Origin of the sequence: Spiroplasma sp. SV19 (genome assembly GCF_030060925.1) — a bacterium.
Classification (GTDB): domain Bacteria; phylum Bacillota_I; class Bacilli_A; order Mycoplasmatales; family Mycoplasmataceae; genus Spiroplasma.
Genome location: NZ_CP045455.1, coordinates 490,979 through 510,760, shown reverse-complemented (window position 1 = coordinate 510,760; position 19,782 = coordinate 490,979). Strand labels below are relative to the sequence as shown.

16 protein-coding genes are annotated in these 19,782 nt (G+C 30.2%); 15 read left to right on the top strand and 1 reads right to left on the bottom strand.

Translation table 4 applies throughout. From position 1 onward, the window contains the following. Positions 1–112: 112 nt before the first annotated feature. The 14 genes from pyrH (at position 113) to E7Y35_RS02350 (ending at position 17,932) form a co-directional block, all read left to right on the top strand. The gene (gene pyrH, locus E7Y35_RS02415; RefSeq protein WP_283272755.1) at positions 113–838 is read left to right on the top strand and encodes a UMP kinase; all 726 of its coding nucleotides are present in this window, start codon (positions 113–115) and stop codon (positions 836–838) included. After that, positions 839–1,387, top strand: a complete 549-nt coding sequence (gene frr / locus E7Y35_RS02410; RefSeq protein ID WP_283272754.1) for a ribosome recycling factor — start codon at positions 839–841, stop codon at positions 1,385–1,387. It begins immediately after the preceding gene. A gap of 67 nt (positions 1,388–1,454) precedes the next feature. Beyond that, the gene (gene uppS / locus E7Y35_RS02405; protein WP_283272753.1) at positions 1,455–2,150 is read left to right on the top strand and encodes a polyprenyl diphosphate synthase; all 696 of its coding nucleotides are present in this window, start codon (positions 1,455–1,457) and stop codon (positions 2,148–2,150) included. Then, positions 2,143–3,234 (top strand): phosphatidate cytidylyltransferase, encoded by a 1,092-nt coding sequence (locus tag E7Y35_RS02400; RefSeq protein WP_283272752.1) that lies wholly within the window; start codon positions 2,143–2,145, stop codon positions 3,232–3,234. Before uppS ends, E7Y35_RS02400 begins: the two co-directional genes overlap by 8 nt. Positions 3,235–3,240: 6 nt before the next feature. Beyond that, complete coding sequence (dxr, locus tag E7Y35_RS02395; protein WP_283272751.1) at positions 3,241–4,386, top strand: 1-deoxy-D-xylulose-5-phosphate reductoisomerase; 1,146 nt, start codon at positions 3,241–3,243, stop codon at positions 4,384–4,386. 36 nt (positions 4,387–4,422) lie between these two features. Continuing rightward, a complete protein-coding gene (rseP, locus tag E7Y35_RS02390; protein WP_283272750.1) occupies positions 4,423–5,772 on the top strand; it encodes an RIP metalloprotease RseP in 1,350 nt (449 codons plus the stop codon). A gap of 27 nt (positions 5,773–5,799) precedes the next feature. After that, positions 5,800–10,158, top strand: a complete 4,359-nt coding sequence (locus E7Y35_RS02385) for a PolC-type DNA polymerase III (RefSeq protein WP_283272749.1) — start codon at positions 5,800–5,802, stop codon at positions 10,156–10,158. 58 nt (positions 10,159–10,216) lie between these two features. After that, a complete protein-coding gene (gene era / locus E7Y35_RS02380; protein ID WP_283272748.1) occupies positions 10,217–11,110 on the top strand; it encodes a GTPase Era in 894 nt (297 codons plus the stop codon). Between the two features lie 6 nt (positions 11,111–11,116). Beyond that, complete coding sequence (gene recO / locus E7Y35_RS02375; RefSeq protein WP_283272747.1) at positions 11,117–11,860, top strand: DNA repair protein RecO; 744 nt, start codon at positions 11,117–11,119, stop codon at positions 11,858–11,860. 47 nt (positions 11,861–11,907) lie between these two features. Beyond that, complete coding sequence (locus E7Y35_RS02370; protein ID WP_283272746.1) at positions 11,908–13,275, top strand: glycine--tRNA ligase; 1,368 nt, start codon at positions 11,908–11,910, stop codon at positions 13,273–13,275. A 21-nt stretch (positions 13,276–13,296) separates the two neighbouring features. Then, positions 13,297–15,174 (top strand): DNA primase, encoded by a 1,878-nt coding sequence (dnaG, locus tag E7Y35_RS02365; RefSeq protein WP_283272745.1) that lies wholly within the window; start codon positions 13,297–13,299, stop codon positions 15,172–15,174. Positions 15,175–15,179: 5 nt separating this feature from the next. Continuing rightward, complete coding sequence (locus tag E7Y35_RS02360; RefSeq protein ID WP_283272744.1) at positions 15,180–16,511, top strand: sigma-70 family RNA polymerase sigma factor; 1,332 nt, start codon at positions 15,180–15,182, stop codon at positions 16,509–16,511. Positions 16,512–16,523: 12 nt separating this feature from the next. Beyond that, positions 16,524–17,186 carry a tRNA (adenine(22)-N(1))-methyltransferase gene (locus E7Y35_RS02355; protein WP_283272743.1) on the top strand — a complete coding sequence of 221 codons (663 nt, stop codon included), beginning with the start codon at positions 16,524–16,526 and terminating at the stop codon, positions 17,184–17,186. Beyond that, positions 17,186–17,932 carry a Nif3-like dinuclear metal center hexameric protein gene (locus tag E7Y35_RS02350; RefSeq protein WP_283272742.1) on the top strand — a complete coding sequence of 249 codons (747 nt, stop codon included), beginning with the start codon at positions 17,186–17,188 and terminating at the stop codon, positions 17,930–17,932. Before E7Y35_RS02355 ends, E7Y35_RS02350 begins: the two co-directional genes overlap by 1 nt. Before the next feature lie 152 nt (positions 17,933–18,084). Here E7Y35_RS02350 and ispH read toward each other — a convergent pair whose 3' ends face one another. After that, the gene (gene ispH, locus E7Y35_RS02345; RefSeq protein WP_283272741.1) at positions 18,085–18,966 is read right to left on the bottom strand and encodes a 4-hydroxy-3-methylbut-2-enyl diphosphate reductase; all 882 of its coding nucleotides are present in this window, start codon (positions 18,964–18,966) and stop codon (positions 18,085–18,087) included. A gap of 254 nt (positions 18,967–19,220) precedes the next feature. On the opposite strand from ispH, the gene E7Y35_RS02340 reads away from it, so the two are divergent. After that, entirely contained in the window at positions 19,221–19,649 is a 429-nt protein-coding gene (locus tag E7Y35_RS02340) for a hypothetical protein (RefSeq protein WP_283272740.1), read from the top strand. The last annotated feature ends 133 nt before the right edge of the window (positions 19,650–19,782 follow it).

Below are 19,782 nucleotides of genomic sequence, written 5' to 3'. Positions count from 1 at the left end.
TCTTAAAGATAGGATGAAATAATTGGAACCAAGACTAATTTTATTTTGCTTATTTTTTTAAAACAATTTATAATATATTAGGAATAAAAAAGAAAAAGAGAGGAATGTTATAATGGCATTACAATATAAGCGTGTTTTATTAAAATTGTCTGGTGAAGCATTAGGAAATCCTGATGACTTGTATGACTCAAAGAGAATTCATGACATTGCTAGACAAATTGTTAAATTACAAAAAGAAGGACTTCAAATTGCAATTGTTGTTGGTGGTGGCAATATTTGACGTGGTAATCGTGCTGATAGTATTAATATGAATCCGATTAGTGCAGATTATATGGGAATGTTAGCAACGGTTATGAATGCATTAGCATTAGAAGCAGTTTTAAAAAATGAAGGAAGTGAAAATGTTGTTGTAACTTCAAAAATTCAAGTTCCAGAAGTAGCATCACCATATTTATTTAAGAAAGCAAAGGCTGCTTTAGAAAAAGGGGCAATTGTTATTATGGCTGGTGGAACGGGCCAACCAAAATTTACAACTGATACTGCCGCAACGATTCGGGCAATTGAAATTGATGCGGATGTGATGTTAATGGCCAAGAATGGTGTTGATGGAATTTATGACAAAGATCCACACGAAAACTCTGATGCAATTCGATTTGATAATATTAGTTTAAATGAATTACAAGAAAAGCAATTAAAAGTGATGGATTTAACAGCATCAAGTTTAGCAATGGAAGATAATGTTAAAATTGTTGTTTTTGACATTAATGAACCAGATAATATTTATAAGGCAGCACATGGGAACGCTCGTTCAACAGTCGTTACAGGAGGAAAAAAATAAATGTCACAAGAAATTATTAACCAAACAAAAGATAAGATGACAAAAGTCTTAGGGTCATTTGAAAATGAATTAGTAAAGATTCGTACTGGTCGAGCTAATCCAAATATGCTGGCACATATTATGATTGATTATTATGGAACATTAACGCCAATTCAACAATTAGCTAATATTATGGTTCCTGAGGCGCGCCAATTAGTAATTAAACCTTATGATCGGGGAACAATTAGTTTAATTGTTACAGCAATTAATAAATCAGATTTAGGATTATCACCAAATTCAGAAGCAGATTTAATTCGTTTAAATATTCCTCCTTTAACAGAAGAACGTCGTAAAATGTTAGTAAAAGATATGTGAAAAGAAGTTGAACATTTTAAAATTGCAATTCGCAATGAACGTCGTGATAGTAATGAACAAATTAAAAAAGATGCTAATTTAACTGATGATGATAAAAAATACTACGAAGGAGAAATTCAAAAATTAACAGATAGTTTTATTAAAAAACTTGATGAAAAAGGAGCATTAAAAGAAAAAGAACTAATGGAAGTATAAACTTTCATTTTTTATTATGCCCGATATAATAAATAATAAGTAAGACAAGAAAGAAGGAACAAGGGATATGAATGTACCGCAACATATTGCTATTATTTTAGATGGTAATGGTCGTTGAGCAACAAAGCAAGGTTTAAAGCGAACCGCTGGGCATGAAGAAGGCGCAAAACGAATTAAAGAAGTTGCCTTAAAAGCAAATGCATTAGGCGTTAAATATTTAACCCTTTATTGTTTTTCAACTGAAAATTGAAAGCGTAGTAAAAGTGAAGTTGCTTATTTAATGGCAATGCCAGAGCGATTGCTGAATCATAAACAAGTAAATAATTTTAAAAATGAGAATATTGTGTTAAATCATATTGGTCGGACAACAAAAATGCCAGCAAAAACATTAGCTGCAATTAACGAAGCTATTAGGCAGACGAAGGACAATAGTGGCTTGGTACTAACTTTTGCCTTTGATTATGGGGCAATTGAAGAATTGCTTACTGCTATTAATGAAATGTTAACAGCTCAGTTATCTGTAGTTGATGAAAAAACTTTGTTTAATTATTTATATACCAAAAATTTACCACCCGTTGATTTAATGATTCGTTGTGGTGGTGAACAACGCTTAAGTAATTTTTTGTTGTTACAAAATTGTTATGCTGAATTATATTTTACAAATATATTTTGACCAGAATTTGATGAAAATGCTTTGTGAACAGCAATATTAGATTATAATAATAGAAATAGAAGATTTGGAGGGGTTAAAAGTGATGAATAATAAGCAAGATAATGTCCTTGTTGATGAAACAAATGCACCATCAGACACAAAAGGTAATAATATTACCGAAACAAATAAAATTGAACAAAAAAAAGGAATGTTTCAAAAAAAATATGTTGCTCGCCATATTACCTTTTATGTTTTATTAATTTTTTTAGGGTTATATCTCTTTACTGGTGCAATTGCCACAGAATGACATGATAAAGTTACTCATATTGAAATTGCGAATTATGTTTTTATTGGTATTAATGCCGTGATTTTAGGATTAGTTAATTATGAAATTCTACGGTTAGTGGGTGGAACAAAGTGACCAATTTATACCCAAGTTATTACTTATTTATTAATGCTTTTCTTATTTTTGTTTCCCGCTGAATCTGTTGCAGACAATTATGGTGGCATTGGGGCCATTAATTATCCGTTTTATACGTTATTAAATTGAAATTGATTAAAACCATGAATTATTTTTGTTATTTATTTATGTGCAATTTTAGTATATTATTGTTTAACTTTTAGTTCAAAAGAAATTACATTTGGAAAGATGACTTTAGTATTAATTTTTACGTTATACTTAATTTTTGCTTTAAAAGCAATGAATAAATTTATGTTAAATCCTGATTATGGTTGAAGCAGTGTTGTTTGATTAGCATTAATTATCATTTTAACTGATACTTTTGCTTTTGTTGGGGGAGTTAGTTACGGAAAACACAAATTAGCGCCAAATGTTTCACCAAACAAAACGTGAGAAGGAGCTTTGACAGGAACAATTATGGCGGCGGGAATTGCTATTGCGTATGCTGTTTTAATGTTTAATTTTGGGGATGAAAAAAACTGGGTTTTTAATTTCTTTTCAAATGATAATGATAAAAATGTCATGCGTTATGTTATTTATGTTTTGTTAGCTTTTGTGTTGAGTATTTTATCACAATTAGGTGATTTATCATTTTCTTGAATTAAACGTCGTTATGATATTAAAGATTTTAGTAATTTATTACCTGGCCATGGTGGTATTTTAGATCGTTTGGATTCATTTTCGTTAGTCTTTTTTGTAATGTTTATTATTTCGAATGTGGCATTACAGCGTTAATTGTTAATGCGCGAACTTATTATTTTTGGGGTTTCCGGATCTATTGGTCAACAAGCCTTACAAATTGTAAAAACTAATCCAAATGATTTTATCCTAAGGGCCGTTAGTGTTTATCACAATGTGGTGATTCTTGAGAAAATATTACAGACACACCCAACAATTAAGATGGTTCATGTTGCGAATGCTAATCAGCAAGCAACATTAGCTGCTAAATATCCAGCAATTACTTTTGTGACAGGTGAAGATGGTTTTGACCAAATTTTAGCAACTTTTCAAACAGCATTCGTTCTGAATGCTATAGGAGGATTTGCTGGGTTATATCCAACTTTACAGACTTTGCAAGGACATCAGCGGACTTTATTATTGGCAAATAAAGAATCATTAGTATTGGCAGGAGATTTAATTAATCAGTTGCTAGTAGCACACCAAAACCAGTTGTTCCCAATTGATTCTGAACATTGTGCTATTTTTCAATGCTTAGAACAAAATAATGCTGTACAAGAGATTATTTTAACTGCTTCGGGAGGAATGTTTGCTAACAAAACACTAACTGAATTAACAACAATTGATGAAAGTCAAGCTTTGTCTCATCCAAATTGACAAATGGGTCAAAATATTACGATTGATTCTTCCACAATGGTTAATAAAGCCTTTGAAATTATTGAGGCATATCATTTATTTAAGACAAAAAACATTACTGTTGTGTTGCATCCGCAATCAATTTTACACTCAGCAGTGCAATATGAAGATTATTCAATCATAGCACAATTATCACAGCCAACAATGTTGCAAGTTTTGAATTATTTTTTCTATTATCCACTTCGGAAAAAAAATCCTTTATTAAAACCGTTGGATTTTAGTGATTTAATGACTTTAACATTTCAAAAGGCAGATTTACTACGGTGAAAAGCATTACAATTAGCATATCGTTGTTTAAATGAAAACAATGCTTTAGCTGTTGCTTTTCATGTTGCCAATGAACAGTTGCGTTTGCTATTTTTAGCCGGAAAAATTAAGTTTTATCAAATTGTTGATTACATTGAATTTTTTATGGATAAAATTAAACCACAAAAACTATCTAATTATCAGCAAATAAAACAATTAAATGATACTATTAAAAGAGAAATTATTAATTATTTTTCCGAAAAATAATGGTACGAAAAAATATGGTTAGGAGTTAGTTAATAAATGTCAGCGGGAATGATAGTTTTAGGATTTGTAATTGGAATTATAATTTTATTAATGCTAGTTACAATTCATGAATTTGCCCATTTTGTTATTGCAAAATTGTCGGGAGCATATGTTTATGAGTTTGCAATTGGTTTTGGGCCAAAGATTTTTTCTTGAGGAAAAAAAGAAACGCGTTATTCAATTCGAATTTTTCCTTTTGGTGGTTATGTTTATATTGCTAGTGAATTGGTTGACCCCCCAAAAGGGCGCGAAGAAGAGGAAGTACCAAAAGAACGAAAAATGGAAAACATTGCCAAATGAAAACGGTTAATTTTTATTGTGGCAGGAGCTTTAATGAATTTTTTTATTGCTGTTTTTATTTTTACAACAACCTTTGCTGCTTTAAATGCTAAACCATCTGATATGACATATTGAGGGGCCAAATATGATGTTGGTGGTGCCGCATATAATGCCTTGATGACAAGTAAAATTCCAATTGGCCAAGATATTGTTATTTTAAATTATTGGTTAGGTCCGAACCAAACAGCTGTTAAAGCAGCACAAAACTTTTATCGCGATCACAATTCTGATGATCCGAACAATGCTGCTAATAAGATTTTAGCGAGTCATATTGGTACTATTCATAATATTCCAAATTATCAAACAACTGTTTATAATTTTATTAATAATTTAAAAAAACAATATGATCAAAGTGACCCCCAACACCGTGTTAATTTTATTACATTAGATTTTGTCCGGGTTAATAATAAAAAAGAAGTAACAACTGCCCCAAATGATCGTTTATTTCAAACAGAACCAGTTGAATTAAAAATAACTGGTAATACTTATACGGTTGGGATTCGAGCGCCTGATCGTCAGTTTGTTTCAACAGCCCAAGCTTATGGTTATGGTTGACGAGAAACTTTTACAGAATCAGTGACAATTTTAAAATCATTTGGATTATTATTTACTGGTCAATGGGGACAATTATCAGGACCAGTTGGAATTGCTAAAACAGTTTCATCAATATTAACAGAAGGGCCAGCATTATTTTTTATGTATGTTGCAATGTTATCAGCAAACTTATTTGTTTTAAACTTAATTCCCATTCCCCCTTTAGATGGATACAAATTCTTAGAAACATTAATTGAAGGAATTGTTGGCGGTGGGAAACGTTTGAAAGGACGTTTTCAAATTTGAAAACATCGTCATAATCCAACCGAACAAAAGTTATTACTAGAAAAATATCAAACAAAAGAACAAAATTGACAGCTCCCGCATAAAGCAAAAATCATTATTAATGTTACGGGGGCAGTGCTCTTTATTTTATTATTTATTGGAATAACAATTAAAGATGTCTTTTTTTAAAAGCGAAGGATAGATGAGGGATGACAAATGGATCAACAATTGACAAAACTATTTACAGTTAACAACTTAGAATTTACGGATAATTATTTTGCTGATGCAAAAATTGTTAAAAGTGAGTACAGTACAAGTGAATCGTTTTTTCGTGTTATTATTGAAATTAATGATTTCTTACCAACTGATGTCTTATTAAAATTAGAAACAACTTTATTAAAAAATTCAACGTTACCAACAAAAGTTTCATTTCAGGTAAGAAATAAAACTTATCAATTGGAAACTATTTTTACTTATTTAGAATACATTCGTTTTAATAAATCAGAATTAAAAAATAGTTTTTTTAGTAAATTACCACCATCACGTTTTTCTTTGGCCGATAACGTGTTAAAGATTATTGTTCATTCGGATAGTGAAAAAAAACTTGTTAGTGAACATTGTCATTATTATGAAAACAAATTACGTCGTTATGGTTTTAATAATTTACGTTTAGATTTAATCGTTGATTTACAAGAAAATAATATTTTAGAAATTAATGAACAAGAATTAATAAAATATCAGGAAAATCAACAAAAAAATGAAAGTTTAACCTTAAAGCCTGCAATTTCAACAACTCAACCTCGGAATGGAACTAGTAATTATATAAAAGGCAAAATGGGGGAAGTCAGTTATGAACGCCTTATTGATATTGATCAAGATGCCCCTAATGTAACAATTTATGGCAAAATTGTTAATAAGGACCGGCAATTAATTTCAACAAAAAAATTTATTTATACAATTACGGTAACTGACTATAGTGATACTATTGCTGGTAAATTTTTTACGCGCACTGAACAAGCAGATGATTTTTTTGAAGGATTAAAAGTCGATGAATGAGTTAGCATTTTTGGTGACATTCGCTACGATACTTATGCTAATGAACAAATGCTTTTTATTAAAAAAATTGCACGATTAGACCGCGAAGACTTATATCGAGAAGACAATGCTCTTGAAAAACGAGTGGAATTACATTTGCATACGAAAATGAGTGCAATGGATGGTGTTGTTGATATTCCAGCTCTTTTTAAAACATTGAAACATTGAAATCATTCGGCAATTGCTTTTACTGATCACTTGAATGTGCAAGCTTATCCTGAAATTTATAATATTAATATGAAATATCCAGACATCAAAGTTATTTATGGGGTGGAAGCGGATATGCTTGATGACAAAGTTTGGTATGTTAAAAATCCCCATCATCATGATTTACGAACAGCCAAATATGTTATTTTTGACTTAGAAACAACTGGTTTGAGTAGTAGTTATGATGAAATTATTGAGTTTGGAGCAGTTATTATGGATGGGATTAGTGGCGAACGAAAAATTATTAACCATTTATTTAAGCCAACAATTAAGTTATCTTCTTTTACAACAGAGTTAACAGGGATTACTGATGAATTATTAGCTGATAAACCAACTTTTATTGAATCAATTGACCAAATTTTAGAGTATTTTAAAGATGCGATTTTAATTGCCCATAATGCCGAATTTGACTTAGGTTTTATTCAATCATGGTTAGAAAAAGCAGGGCGTTCTAAAATTAATAACACTGTTATTGATACTTTGCAACTGTCAAGGATTTTAGAACCAAATTTAAAGAACTATCGTTTAGGAACAATTGCTCGTTGTTATAATGTTATTTATAATGAAGAAGTAGCCCACCGTGGGGACTATGATGCGATTGTCTTGACTGATGTTTATGAGCACCAACTACGAAAAATGATTAATGTTTATGGTGTGGAATTTGATGATGATATTGACCAAATTCATGATCCTGCAGTTTATAAAAAGTTACGACCAAAACATATGACAATTCTTGCTAAAAATCAACAGGGATTATTAGATTTATTTAAATTAATTACTGCGGCACATACGACATATTTTTATTCATCCCCAAAATTATTACGTAGTGTAATTAACGAACATCGTGCTAATTTATTAATTGGATCATCGTGTGTCAATGGTGATGTTTTTGAAGTTGCTCGGAATAAAGATCTTAGCGAGTTAACAGAAGTTATTAGTTTTTATGATTATATTGAAATTCAACCACCAAGTGTTTATAAACATTTGGTTCAAATGGGTGATTTAACAGAAGAACGTTTATTAACAGTGATTAAAGATATTATTTATACCGCCAAAAAATTAAATAAATTAGTTGTGGCAACAGGTGATGTTCATTATCTTAATCCGGAAGATAAGATTTTTCGTGAGGTTTATATTAATGCAAAAGGAATTGGGGGGAGACCACATCCCTTGTATGATTATAAACAACGAGTTACTGATTACCCTGATCAATTTTTACGAACAACAACCGAAATGTTAAATGAGTTTAAATTTTTAAATGATGAAACATTAATTCAAGAAATTGTTGTTACAAATGCAAATATTATTGCAAATCAAGTTGAGAAAGTTGAAATTATTAAAGACAAATTATATACGCCAAAAATTGATGGTAGCAATGAACTTTTAAAGGAATTGTGTTATCAAAATGCTTATAAAATTTATGGTAATCCATTACCAGAAATTGTAGCAAAGCGATTAGAACGTGAATTGAATGCAATTATTAAACATGGCTTTGCTGTTATTTATTGAATTGCTCATAAATTAGTTGATAAATCATTACAAGATGGTTATTTAGTTGGTTCACGGGGAAGTGTTGGAAGTAGTTTTGTTGCAACAATGAGTAATATTACGGAAGTTAATCCGTTACAGCCACATTATTTATGTCCAAATTGTACTTATAGTGAGTTTATTGTTGATGGATCTGTGAAGTGTGGTTATGATTTACCAGCTCGTAATTGTCCAAAGTGTCAGCAGCCATTAAAAGGAGAAGGACATGATATTCCGTTTGAAACATTCTTAGGATTTGAAGCGGATAAAGTTCCTGATATTGACTTAAACTTTTCTGGTGAGTATCAACCAATTGCACATGATTTTACAAAGGAAATGTTTGGTGAACGAAACGTGTATCGTGCTGGAACAATTTCTACTGTGGCAGAAAAAACGGCCTATGGATATGTTAAGGGCTATTTTGAAAATAAAAATATGTTACATTTAAAACGCCGAGCAGAATTAGAACGAATTGCAAAAGGGTGTGAAGGTGTTAAACGAACAACTGGTCAACATCCGGGGGGGATTGTTGTTATTCCAAAGGAATATCAAGTTGAGGAATTTACTCCGGTTAATTTTCCCGCTGATGATATTAAGTCAAATTGATTAACAACACATTTTGATTTTCATGCGATTCATGATAATGTTTTAAAACTAGATATTTTAGGACATGTTGATCCAACAGCCTTACGAATGTTAGAAGATTTAACTGGGATTGATCCAAAAACCATTCCAACCAATGACGAAGCAGTGTTGAGTCTTTTTCGTAGTTTAGATGTTTTAAAAATTAAACCAGAAGATATTAATGGTGAAAAAACTGGAGCAATTGGAATTCCAGAGTTTGGGACCTTTTTTGTTCGCAAAATGTTATTAGATACTAAACCAACTTCTTTTGCCGATTTAGTGCAAATTTCAGGGTTATCGCATGGAACCGATGTCTGAATTGGAAATGCTCAAGATCTAATTCGTAACCAAAATATTCGAATTTCAGAAGTTATTGGGTGTCGTGATGATATTATGGTTAATTTAATTTATAAAGGATTACCAGCACAAAGTGCTTTTAAAATTATGGAAGATGTACGAAAGGGAAAAGGGCTAACAGCCGAACACGAGCAATTAATGCGGAAAAATAATGTTGAACAATGATACATTGAGTCATGTAATAAGATTAAATATATGTTCCCTAAAGCACATGCAACAGCATATGTCTTGATGGCGTGACGAGTGGCTTGGTTTAAAATAAATTATCCAGTTGAATATTATGCAACATTCTTTTCAACTAGAACTGATGTTTTTGACATTAAAACAATCTTAAAGGGAGCTGAAACAATTAAGCAAGTTTTACGCGATATTCAAGTTCGTCTTGATAATAAAGACTTTAATGCGCCAAATAAGCCATCACAAAAAGAAAAAGATTTAATTCCGGTTTATGAAATTGCCCTTGAAATGTATGCACGGGGGATTAAAATGAATAATATTGATTTAAAAACAAGTATGAATAAAAATTTTACTGTTGTTGAAAATGATAATCATGAAAAAATAATTTTACCACCTTTTTCTGCTATTGATGGTTTGGGAGGGGCAGTTGGAGACAGTATCATTAATGCACGGAATGAGAAACCATTCTTATCAATTGCTGATTTACAAAAACGAACAAATATTACAAAAGCTCATTTAGAATCGTTTGAAGAACTTGGCATTTTAAAAGACTTATCACTAGATGATCAAATTGCATTTGAGTTTTAAAATAATAATTTTTTGAATGATTTTCCTTTATAATTAAGTTAACTACGAGGTGATAAAAATGACAATTAAATCAGGGTTTGTGGCAATTGTTGGCCGTCCAAATGTGGGGAAGTCAACATTATTAAATACAATTTTAAATAATAAAGTCGCAATTGTGACAGCAAAAGCACAAACAACGCGAAATCGGATTCAAGGAATTTATAATGACAAGGAAGCACAGATTGTTTTTATGGATACGCCAGGAATTCATAAAGCGCATCATGAAATGGGCAAATTTATGAACAAAGTTGCTTTGTCAACAACAAAAGCAGCAGATGTTATTTTATTTTTAGCACCCGTAAATGAACACATTGGGGATAATGATCGCTATATTATTAAAGCGTTACAAGAGCGAGGGGTTCCGATTATTTTAGTTGTTACTAAAATTGATTTAGTGTCAAAAGGAGATTTAATGGTTAAAATTGCTGAATGAGAAAAAGTGCATGATTTTACAGCTGTTATTCCAATTTCAGCATTAAAGCATGAAAATGTTCTTAATTTATTAGCACTATTAAAAGATCATTTGACAGAAGGCCCACAATATTATCCCGATGATATGTTAACTGATCAGCCAGAAAAGTTTTTAATTCGTGAAATTATTCGCGAAAAGATTTTGCTTTTAACAGAAGATGAAATTCCCCATAGTGTCGCAATTTTAATTGACAAGGTTGAAGAACAACCAACATTGTTAAAAATTATGGCATCAATTTGTGTTGAACGTGATTCGCAAAAAGGGATTGTGATTGGTAAAAATGGGCGGTTAATTAAAGAAATTGGAACACAAGCTCGTTTGGAATTAGAACAAATTTTGGGAACAAAAATATTTTTAGAATTATTTGTTAAAGTAGTTGAAAAATGACGTGATAAACCATCAATGATTGCTCGTTTAGGATATAACAAAGAAAGTTACTAAGCAATAATGACAACGAAAGTTACTGGCATTGTTATTAACAAACAAAGTTATGAAGATGACAGTGAAATTATAACGGTGTTTACCAAAGAATTAGGAAAATTAGGATTTGTTGCGCCGGGAGTTCGGAAAATTACTTCAAAAAATCAATATGCGGTACAATTATTAGCAACTAGTGAATTTGAAATATTTTTATCTTATCAGGCAAATAAACTAAGTAAATTAAAAACAGGAAATTTAGTAGTAACACGAATTAAATTAACGCAAAATTATGATGATTACTTACTAGCAACACTACTTTGTGAAATTACTGAACAAGCGGTTGAAGAACGCTTTGCTGATTTAAAATTATATGATTTACTAACAACAGCATTAGATAATTTAGTTGCTTGAGAAGATAATTTAAGTGTGGTCATTGTTTTTATGTTGCAAAGTTTGCGATGGTACGGATTACAATGAAATCTAACAATGTGTAAACGTTGTGGTGGCAAAACTAATATTAAAACAATTAGTTTTATTGAAGAAGGATATATTTGTAAAAACTGTTATTTACCAACAGATTATCTTTTTTCAATTGAATTAGTTAAAATTTTTAGTACTACCCCATTAGATAATTTTTACTTTCATAACAAAATCAATATAAAGGAAATGATTATATTATTTAAAATGTTATGTGAGTATTATTTAACAAAGGTTGGGATTTTTTCTTATAGTATTTATGAAATGCAGAAAAAATCAATCTATTTTAAATAATAACATAGTATAATTAAGGTTAGAGAAATAAGAAGGAGTTATATTTAATGCAATATACATTAGAAGAAGTTGTTAATCATTTGAAATCACAAGGTTTTGTTTTTCAAGGTAGTGAAATTTATGGTGGATTAGCAAATAGCTGAGATTTTGGTCCATTAGGTGTTGAATTAGAACGAAATTTAAAAAATTTATGATGACAACATTTTATTACAAAGTCAAAGTATAATGTTGGTCTTGATAGTGCAATTTTAATGAATAATAGTGTGTGAAAGGCTTCAGGACATTTAGGGAATTTTGCTGATCCATTATTAGATTGCAAAAAATGTAAAACCCGTATGCGTGCAGATAAATTAATTGAAGATAATTATCCGGAGCTTAATTGTGGAGGATGAAGTAATGAACAATTAAAAGCTTTTATTGAGGAAAAAAACTTGTTATGTCCAAATTGTGGGGCGCATGATTTTACTGATATTCGTCAGTTTGAATTAATGTTTAGAACAAATCAAGGGGTAATTGAAGATGAAAAATCAATGATCTACTTACGTCCAGAAACAGCCCAAGGTATTTTTGTTAATTTTAAAAACGTCCAACGCTCATTACGCAAAAAATTGCCGTTTGGAATTGGCCAAATTGGAAAGTCATTTCGGAATGAAATCACACCAGGAAATTTTATTTTTCGAACACGTGAATTTGAACAAATGGAGTTAGAATTTTTTTATGATCCAAATGATCAAACAGATTGATTTGAATATTGAGTTAAAGAAGTTACTAAGTTCTTAAATTTAATTAATTTAAATCCGAAAAATTATTTTTTCCGCCACCATGATGCGAGTGAATTAGCACACTATGCTAAACGAACAATTGATGTTGAATATAAGTTTCCGTTTGGAACAGGAGAATTATGAGGAATTGCTGATCGTGGTGATTTTGATTTGCATCAACACAGCATATTGAGTAAACAAGATTTAACTTATTTAAATCCCGAAACAAACAAAAAAATTTTACCGTATGTAATTGAACCATCAGTTGGTGTTGGTCGTTTATTGTTAGCAATATTATATGATGCTTATCATGTTGAACTAGTTGGAGATAATGATTCACGGATTGTTTTAAAACTAAGTCCGTTATTAGCACCATATCAAATTGCTGTTATTCCGTTAAGTAAACAATTAAACGAAACTGCTTATCAATTATATGAAAAATTATTAAGTCAGTTCCAATGTACTTATGATGAAACAGGAAACATTGGGAAACGTTATCGTCGGCAAGATGCAATTGGAACACCATTTTGTGTGACCTTTGACTTTGAATCATTAGAGGATCAAAAAGTTACTGTTCGTAATCGTGATACAATGGAACAAAAACGAATTGCAATTGCTGATTTAGAAGATTATCTTAATGTGCTATTAAAGTAATTATAAAAGGAGGAGGAAGGTATGGCATTAATTAGTAATGAAAAGATTGATTTAATTCGGTCAAAAGTAAATATTGTTACAGTAATGTCAGAGTATTTATCGTTGGAGAAACGCGGGCGAAATTATTGAGCTGTTTGTCCTTTTCATCAAGACTCACATCCTTCAATGAGTATTTCACCAGAAAAGCAAATTTATCGTTGTTTTGCTTGTTCGGCTGGTGGTAATGTTTTTACTTTTTTACAAGAATATGAAAATATTAGTTTTATTGAGGCGTTAAAAAAAGTTGCCCTAATGGCTAATATTTCTCTTGATGAGTTAGCCGCCTATCAAGAAAAAGAAAAATATGATGAAATTGATAAATTAATTTTTGAAATTAATCTTTTAGCGGAAGCCTATTTTAGTAATAATTTAGCAACAAAAAAAGCGCATGTTGCAAAAGAATACTTAATAACAAGAAAAATTGCCCAAGCAGAAATTGACTTATTTAACATTGGTTATGCTGAAAGTGGTTTTGATCATTTATATCGTTTTTTAATTAAAAAAGGATATTCCATTAATGATATTCAACAAACAGGATTAATTACTATTAAAAATGGTAATATTTATGATTATTTTAATAACCGTGTAATGTTTCCAATTAAAAACGAGGACAATCATATTATTGGTTTTTCTGGTCGTGTGATTGGCGAAGATGATAAAGTTGCTAAATACTTAAACACACCTGAAACAAAAGTTTTTAAAAAAGAACAACTAATGTATAATATTCAGCGAGCAAAGCCCTACATTCGACAACAAAATAATTTAATTTTGTTAGAAGGATATATGGATGTTATTAGTTTAGATAAATTAGATATTAAAAATACTGTTGCTTTAATGGGAACTAACTTAAGTGATTATCATGTTAAGGAAATTAAGAAGTTAACAGGGGAATGTTTAGTCTTTTTAGATGGTGATCAAGCCGGAATTAATGCGAGTTTAAAAGTTGCTGGAAAATTATTAGCTAATAATTTAAAAGTTAAAATTGTTTTAAATGAAACTCAACAGGACCCTGATGAATTAGTTAATAAAGGACAAGGGGAATTAATTCATACAATGTTATCCCATGCAATGCATCCAATTAATTTTGCCGTTGAGTATTTTAAAAATAAATTTAATTTAGAAGCAGCAAATGAGTTAGCAGAGTTTATTAATATTGTTGGAACGTTAATTAAAGCAAGCCCCAATCCATTAGAACAAGAATTAGCAATTAATAATTTGGTAAAAATCACTGGCATTTCAAATGAAACAATTCAAGCTCGAATTAATCAAATTAAAGCGTATCATAAACCTTTAGCGAGTGTTCCGACCTCAGAACTAGTTGCGCCAGTTTTTAAACCCAAATTAGCATCAACAATAAAAAAACCAACAGGGGTAATTGTAAAAAGCCCTGATGTTGTTAAAAAACCAAAATATAAGATTAAGAGTTTAAAACGTTATATATTAGCTGAACAAAAAATGCTGTTACAATTGCTTGGTTCTCGCAAAGCGGCTGATTTTTACCAAACAAAAATCACATATTTGAATTTTAATGGTTATCGACTACTAGCAAATGATATAATTATGTATTATAATAGACATTTAGGGGCAGAAAATGTTAATATTAATATGTTGTGCGATGAAATAAATGATCCGGATTTAAAGAAAATGTTAATGGATATTATTGATAAATCAACGATTAAAACTAAATATAATAGGAAAGAATTAGAAGACTATGCGCTGCTAATTGATGATTTTGCTAACGAAAAAGAAATTGCAATGCTATGGAATAAATTAGAAAAGGCAAATAATTTAATTGAACAACAAACCATTTCGATGGAAATTGATAAGATGAACCAACGATTAAAATTTAAAAAGGGGTAGAGAAAATGGGATTATCAAAAAAAGACATTCGAGAAATGAAAACTTTTGATGAATTTAAGGATTATATTAACAAATTTTTAGAAGAGAATAACAATGAGATTGAACAAGAAAAATTAATTACTTTAATTAATGATCATTTTGAAATTGATGATAATGATGTTGACGAGTATTTTGAAGAACTAGTTGCAAATGGCGTTGAATTTAGTGATGTTAACTTAGAAGAACCCGAAGAAGTTGAAGAAGTAGTTAAACCAGGAAAAAAACAAAGTGAAGATAAGTTACGTTACAAAGTTGGCGGTATTTCAAACGAAACTAAAATTCAAGATATTATTAAAGCGTACTTTAATGTTTTAGGAACAAGTAAAATTCTAACGCGTGAAGAAGAAATTAAATATGCAAAAATGTTAGAATCATCAGATCCCGAAGAAAAACGATATGGGCGCGAAAAATTAATTACATCAAACTTAAAATTAGTGGTATCAGTTGCTCGTAAGCATTTAAACCGGGGATTGGATTTTTCAGATTTAATTGAAGAAGGAAATATTGGCTTAATGAAAGCAGTTGACAAGTTTGATTATACTCGTGGCTTTAAGTTTTCAACATATGCAACATGATGAATTCGTCAAGCTATTACGCGGGCAATTGCTGATCAAGCGCGTACAATTCGAATTCCAGTGCATATGGTTGAAACCATTAATAAATTAACAAGAATTGAACGTCAGTTAACACAAGAATTGGGTCGTGAACCAAGTTTTAATGAAATTGCGGAAAAAATGGGGCAAGGCATGACTGGTGAAAAAGTACGGGAAATTAAACGCTTGTCAATTGAACCGGTTTCATTAGAAAAACCGATTGGAGATGAAGATGATACTCATTTTGGTGATTTTGTTGATGATAAAGATATTTTTACCCCCGATGAATATGCGGAAAAAGAGTCATTACGAGAAGTAATTGATGAAGTTTTTCATGAGATTTTATCAGCGCGTGAAGAGAAAGTAATTAGAATGCGGTTTGGCATTTTACCAACAAAATTAAGAACAGTTTTAAGATTAGCAAAAGAATGTGAAGATGAAACGTTCCCAGAATTAGTTCAGACAGTGAAAGCATTAGATATTCATTATGATACACCAATTGAAAAGGTTCAAAGTCGTAAAAATAAATTAATTGATAAACACTTGTCAAAATATGATTCGCCAAAAACCTTAGAAGAAGTGGGAAAAGAATTCAAAGTTACGCGCGAACGAATTCGTCAAATTGAAGCAAAGACAATTCGTAAATTTAAACCAAACCAAGCTAATTCAAAAGCAAAAGTATTAAAAGACTTTTTTAAAGGATAGGTGTTTTCAACTATGGATAGGTTATCAGAACGTTTATTATTAATTGCAAAACAAGTTAATGATAAAGATGTTATTTGTGATATTGGCACAGATCATGCCATGATTCCAATTTATTTAGCTAAAGGAAATTTAATTACTAAAGCTTATGCCTGCGATATTGCGGAAAAACCATTGGAACAAGCAAAAAAGAATATTGCTAAATATCAAGTTGGGGAAATTATTACCCCAATTTTAGCAAATGGTTTACAAGGACTGGCAAATATTAAAATTGATTCATGCATTATTTCTGGTCTAGGTAGTGCTAGTATTCTTGAAATTTTACAACAAGATTCAGATTTAATTGATCGTTATATTTTGTGTCCAAATGATGATCCGGCAATTTTACGAGAATGAGTTAAAGCAACAAAGTATTTTATTGAAAAAGAACTTTTAATTCAAGAAAATGAAATTATTTATGAAATTATTGTTGTTAATAAAGTTGCTGGACAAAAAATTAAAAATAAGAAAGATATTCTTTTTGGACCATTATTACGCAAAGAACGAACTAAACTTTTTCAAGAAAAGTGGTTGTTAAAAAGTGATTATTATCAAACATTATTGAATAAAATCCCAGTAAAAACAAAACGTTATCAAGAAATCAAAATAAAATTAAAAATGATAAATAAGGTGATTTAATGCTAATTAAAAAATTATATCAAGAAATTGAGACTGACTTTTCGGTAAAGACAGCCGCTAAGTGAGATTATACTGGTTATCAATGGGGCGAGAAGCATCAGGAAGTAAATCAAATTCTTGTTAGTTTAGATTTAACAACAGAAGTGCTTGATGAAGCCATTGCTCAAAAAGCAAATGTTATTATTACGCACCATCCGTTTTGTTTTGGTAAGAAAAAAATGTGATCTCAAATTCAATATAAGCAAGAAATTTTAAAACGTTTAAAGCAACACCAAATTTCTGTTTATGCCTTACATACTAATTATGATGGTTTAATGAATGAATTAATTTTACAAGAACTAAATTCACAAAAAATTAGATCACTTGCAAAAGATCCCTTTACTAAAATTGGGCATGTAACATTAACTGCTGATGAAATTATTACAAAGTTAAAAACAATTTTTAACATTAAAACAGTGCAACATAATTTAACAAATTTACAACAACCAATAACAACGATTGCTTTAGCAGCTGGTGCTGGTGGGGATGTTATTGCAAAACTTAACAATGAAGTTGACCTTTTTGTTACGGGGGAAGTAAAATGAGACCAGTGAGTGTTAGCGAATGAAAACCATCTTTCTGTTGTTTGTTTTAACCATTATATGGAAGATTTTTTTAGTACTGCTCTTGCTGGTTATCTAAGACGAAAGTTTCCAACTTTACCAGTTATTGTTTATCATATTAAAAATATTATTAACTATCGTTAGTAATATTTTTAATTATTTTTTTAAGACCATAATAATACTGGTTGAGCATTATGAAATTTTGAACTCTAGTATGAAAAATTTAAGATGTGACTTTTAAGTTAACAAAAATAATTAGGTGCTCTTTTTTAAATCAAAAAGCATCTAATTATTTTTTATATGTTTTCTAAAAAACGAATAACTTCTAATTGAATTATACTTGGTGTTGAAGCACCAGCAGTAACAGCGACACAACTTTTGTTCACTAATCAATTAGGGTCAATATCATTTTTATCATTGATACGATATGATTTGATCCCAATTTGTTCGCCCATTTCAACTAATTTTAAAGTGTTGCTACTACGTTCATCGCCAACCACTAATAAAAGATCAATGCTCGTTGGATCCAAATTTAAAACTGCATTTTGTCGTTCTAATGTTGCGTTACATAAGTCATTTTTAAAAGTAATTTCATTAGGAACTAATCTTTCAATTTTCTTAACAATTGCTTCAATATCAATTTTTGATAAAGTTGTTTGGTTAGTAATTAAAATTTTTTTATTTGGGTCAAGGTCAGGAAGAATTGCATCAACTTCTTCTTCGTTTGTAACAAGTTTAATGGTTGAACTAATTGCTAACATTGCATTTGTTTCTGGATGAAAGTGTTTACCAATGAAAATAATTTGATAGTCGTCTTTTTGCAAATATGCTTTAATTAAGTCTTTTGTTACTGTTACTCATTCACATTCAGTGTCAACAAGAGTAATGTTTTTTGTCGCCGCAATATCTTTAATGCGATCATCACTTCCGTGTGCGCTTAATATGACAACGGCATTATCTGGCAATGTTTTAATTAATTCTAAGCGGTTGAGTTTAAAGTCATTAACAGGAATCACACCTAAGCTAACAATTTCTTCAATAACATGGCGATTATGAACTAAATATCCCAACATATAAATTTCACGACCGGCATATTTGACTGCTGCTTCTTTTGCTCATTTAATTGATTTTACAACTCCGAGGCAGTATCCTCGTGGTGTTACTTTGATAACTTTCATTTTTTCACCGTCCATTTTATCTATTTATATGATAACACAACTAGAAAATGTTAGTTTTATCATTTTAAAATAATCTTTTAAAAGGTATTTATTAATTTGTCTAAATTTGATACAATTATATAGTCTATTTTAAGGTAAAGAATATGGTTTTCCTTAAAATATTACATTTATCTTAAATTAATAATATTTTAGGATGAAACTAATTTAATTAAATATACACAGCATAAAAAGCATTATATGAAAGGAGATTAAGTATGGCAAGAACAAAAACTATGAAGACTAATAAGGGGTCAACATCTAAGAAACCAGTAGCGAAAAATGGTGTGGAAGAAAAATGACTATTTATTAAGGAACAAGCAGTAATGGATTCAACTCCAGCAATGAAAAGATCAATTGATCGTTCGCTTGGAGATATTTATACTAAAACTGTCGCGGATTATCGTGCCAAAGATGGTTCAGCAATTACTACCGCAATTACTGCCCAAAGATTAATTGAAGAGAGATTAGGAAAAACAACAGCACAGCGCAAAGCAATTGAAGCAGAAAATCGTAAAGAAGCAAATGAAAAATTGCAAACAATCGGAAATGCGAAACCTGCAAAAAAAGTGTTAGCAAAAAACAGTAGTGCTAAAAAAACAAGTGCAAAAAAAACAACAGGGAAGAAAGCTTCATTAAAAAAATAAGAAAAAACAAATAGAGATAGTAACAATAACTAGTAAAACTAGTTATTGTTTTATTTAAAGTTTTTATTAATATTTTTACTGTTTTATTAAAAATAGAAAAATAAAATTAAGAATTTTAAATAATTAGGACTAT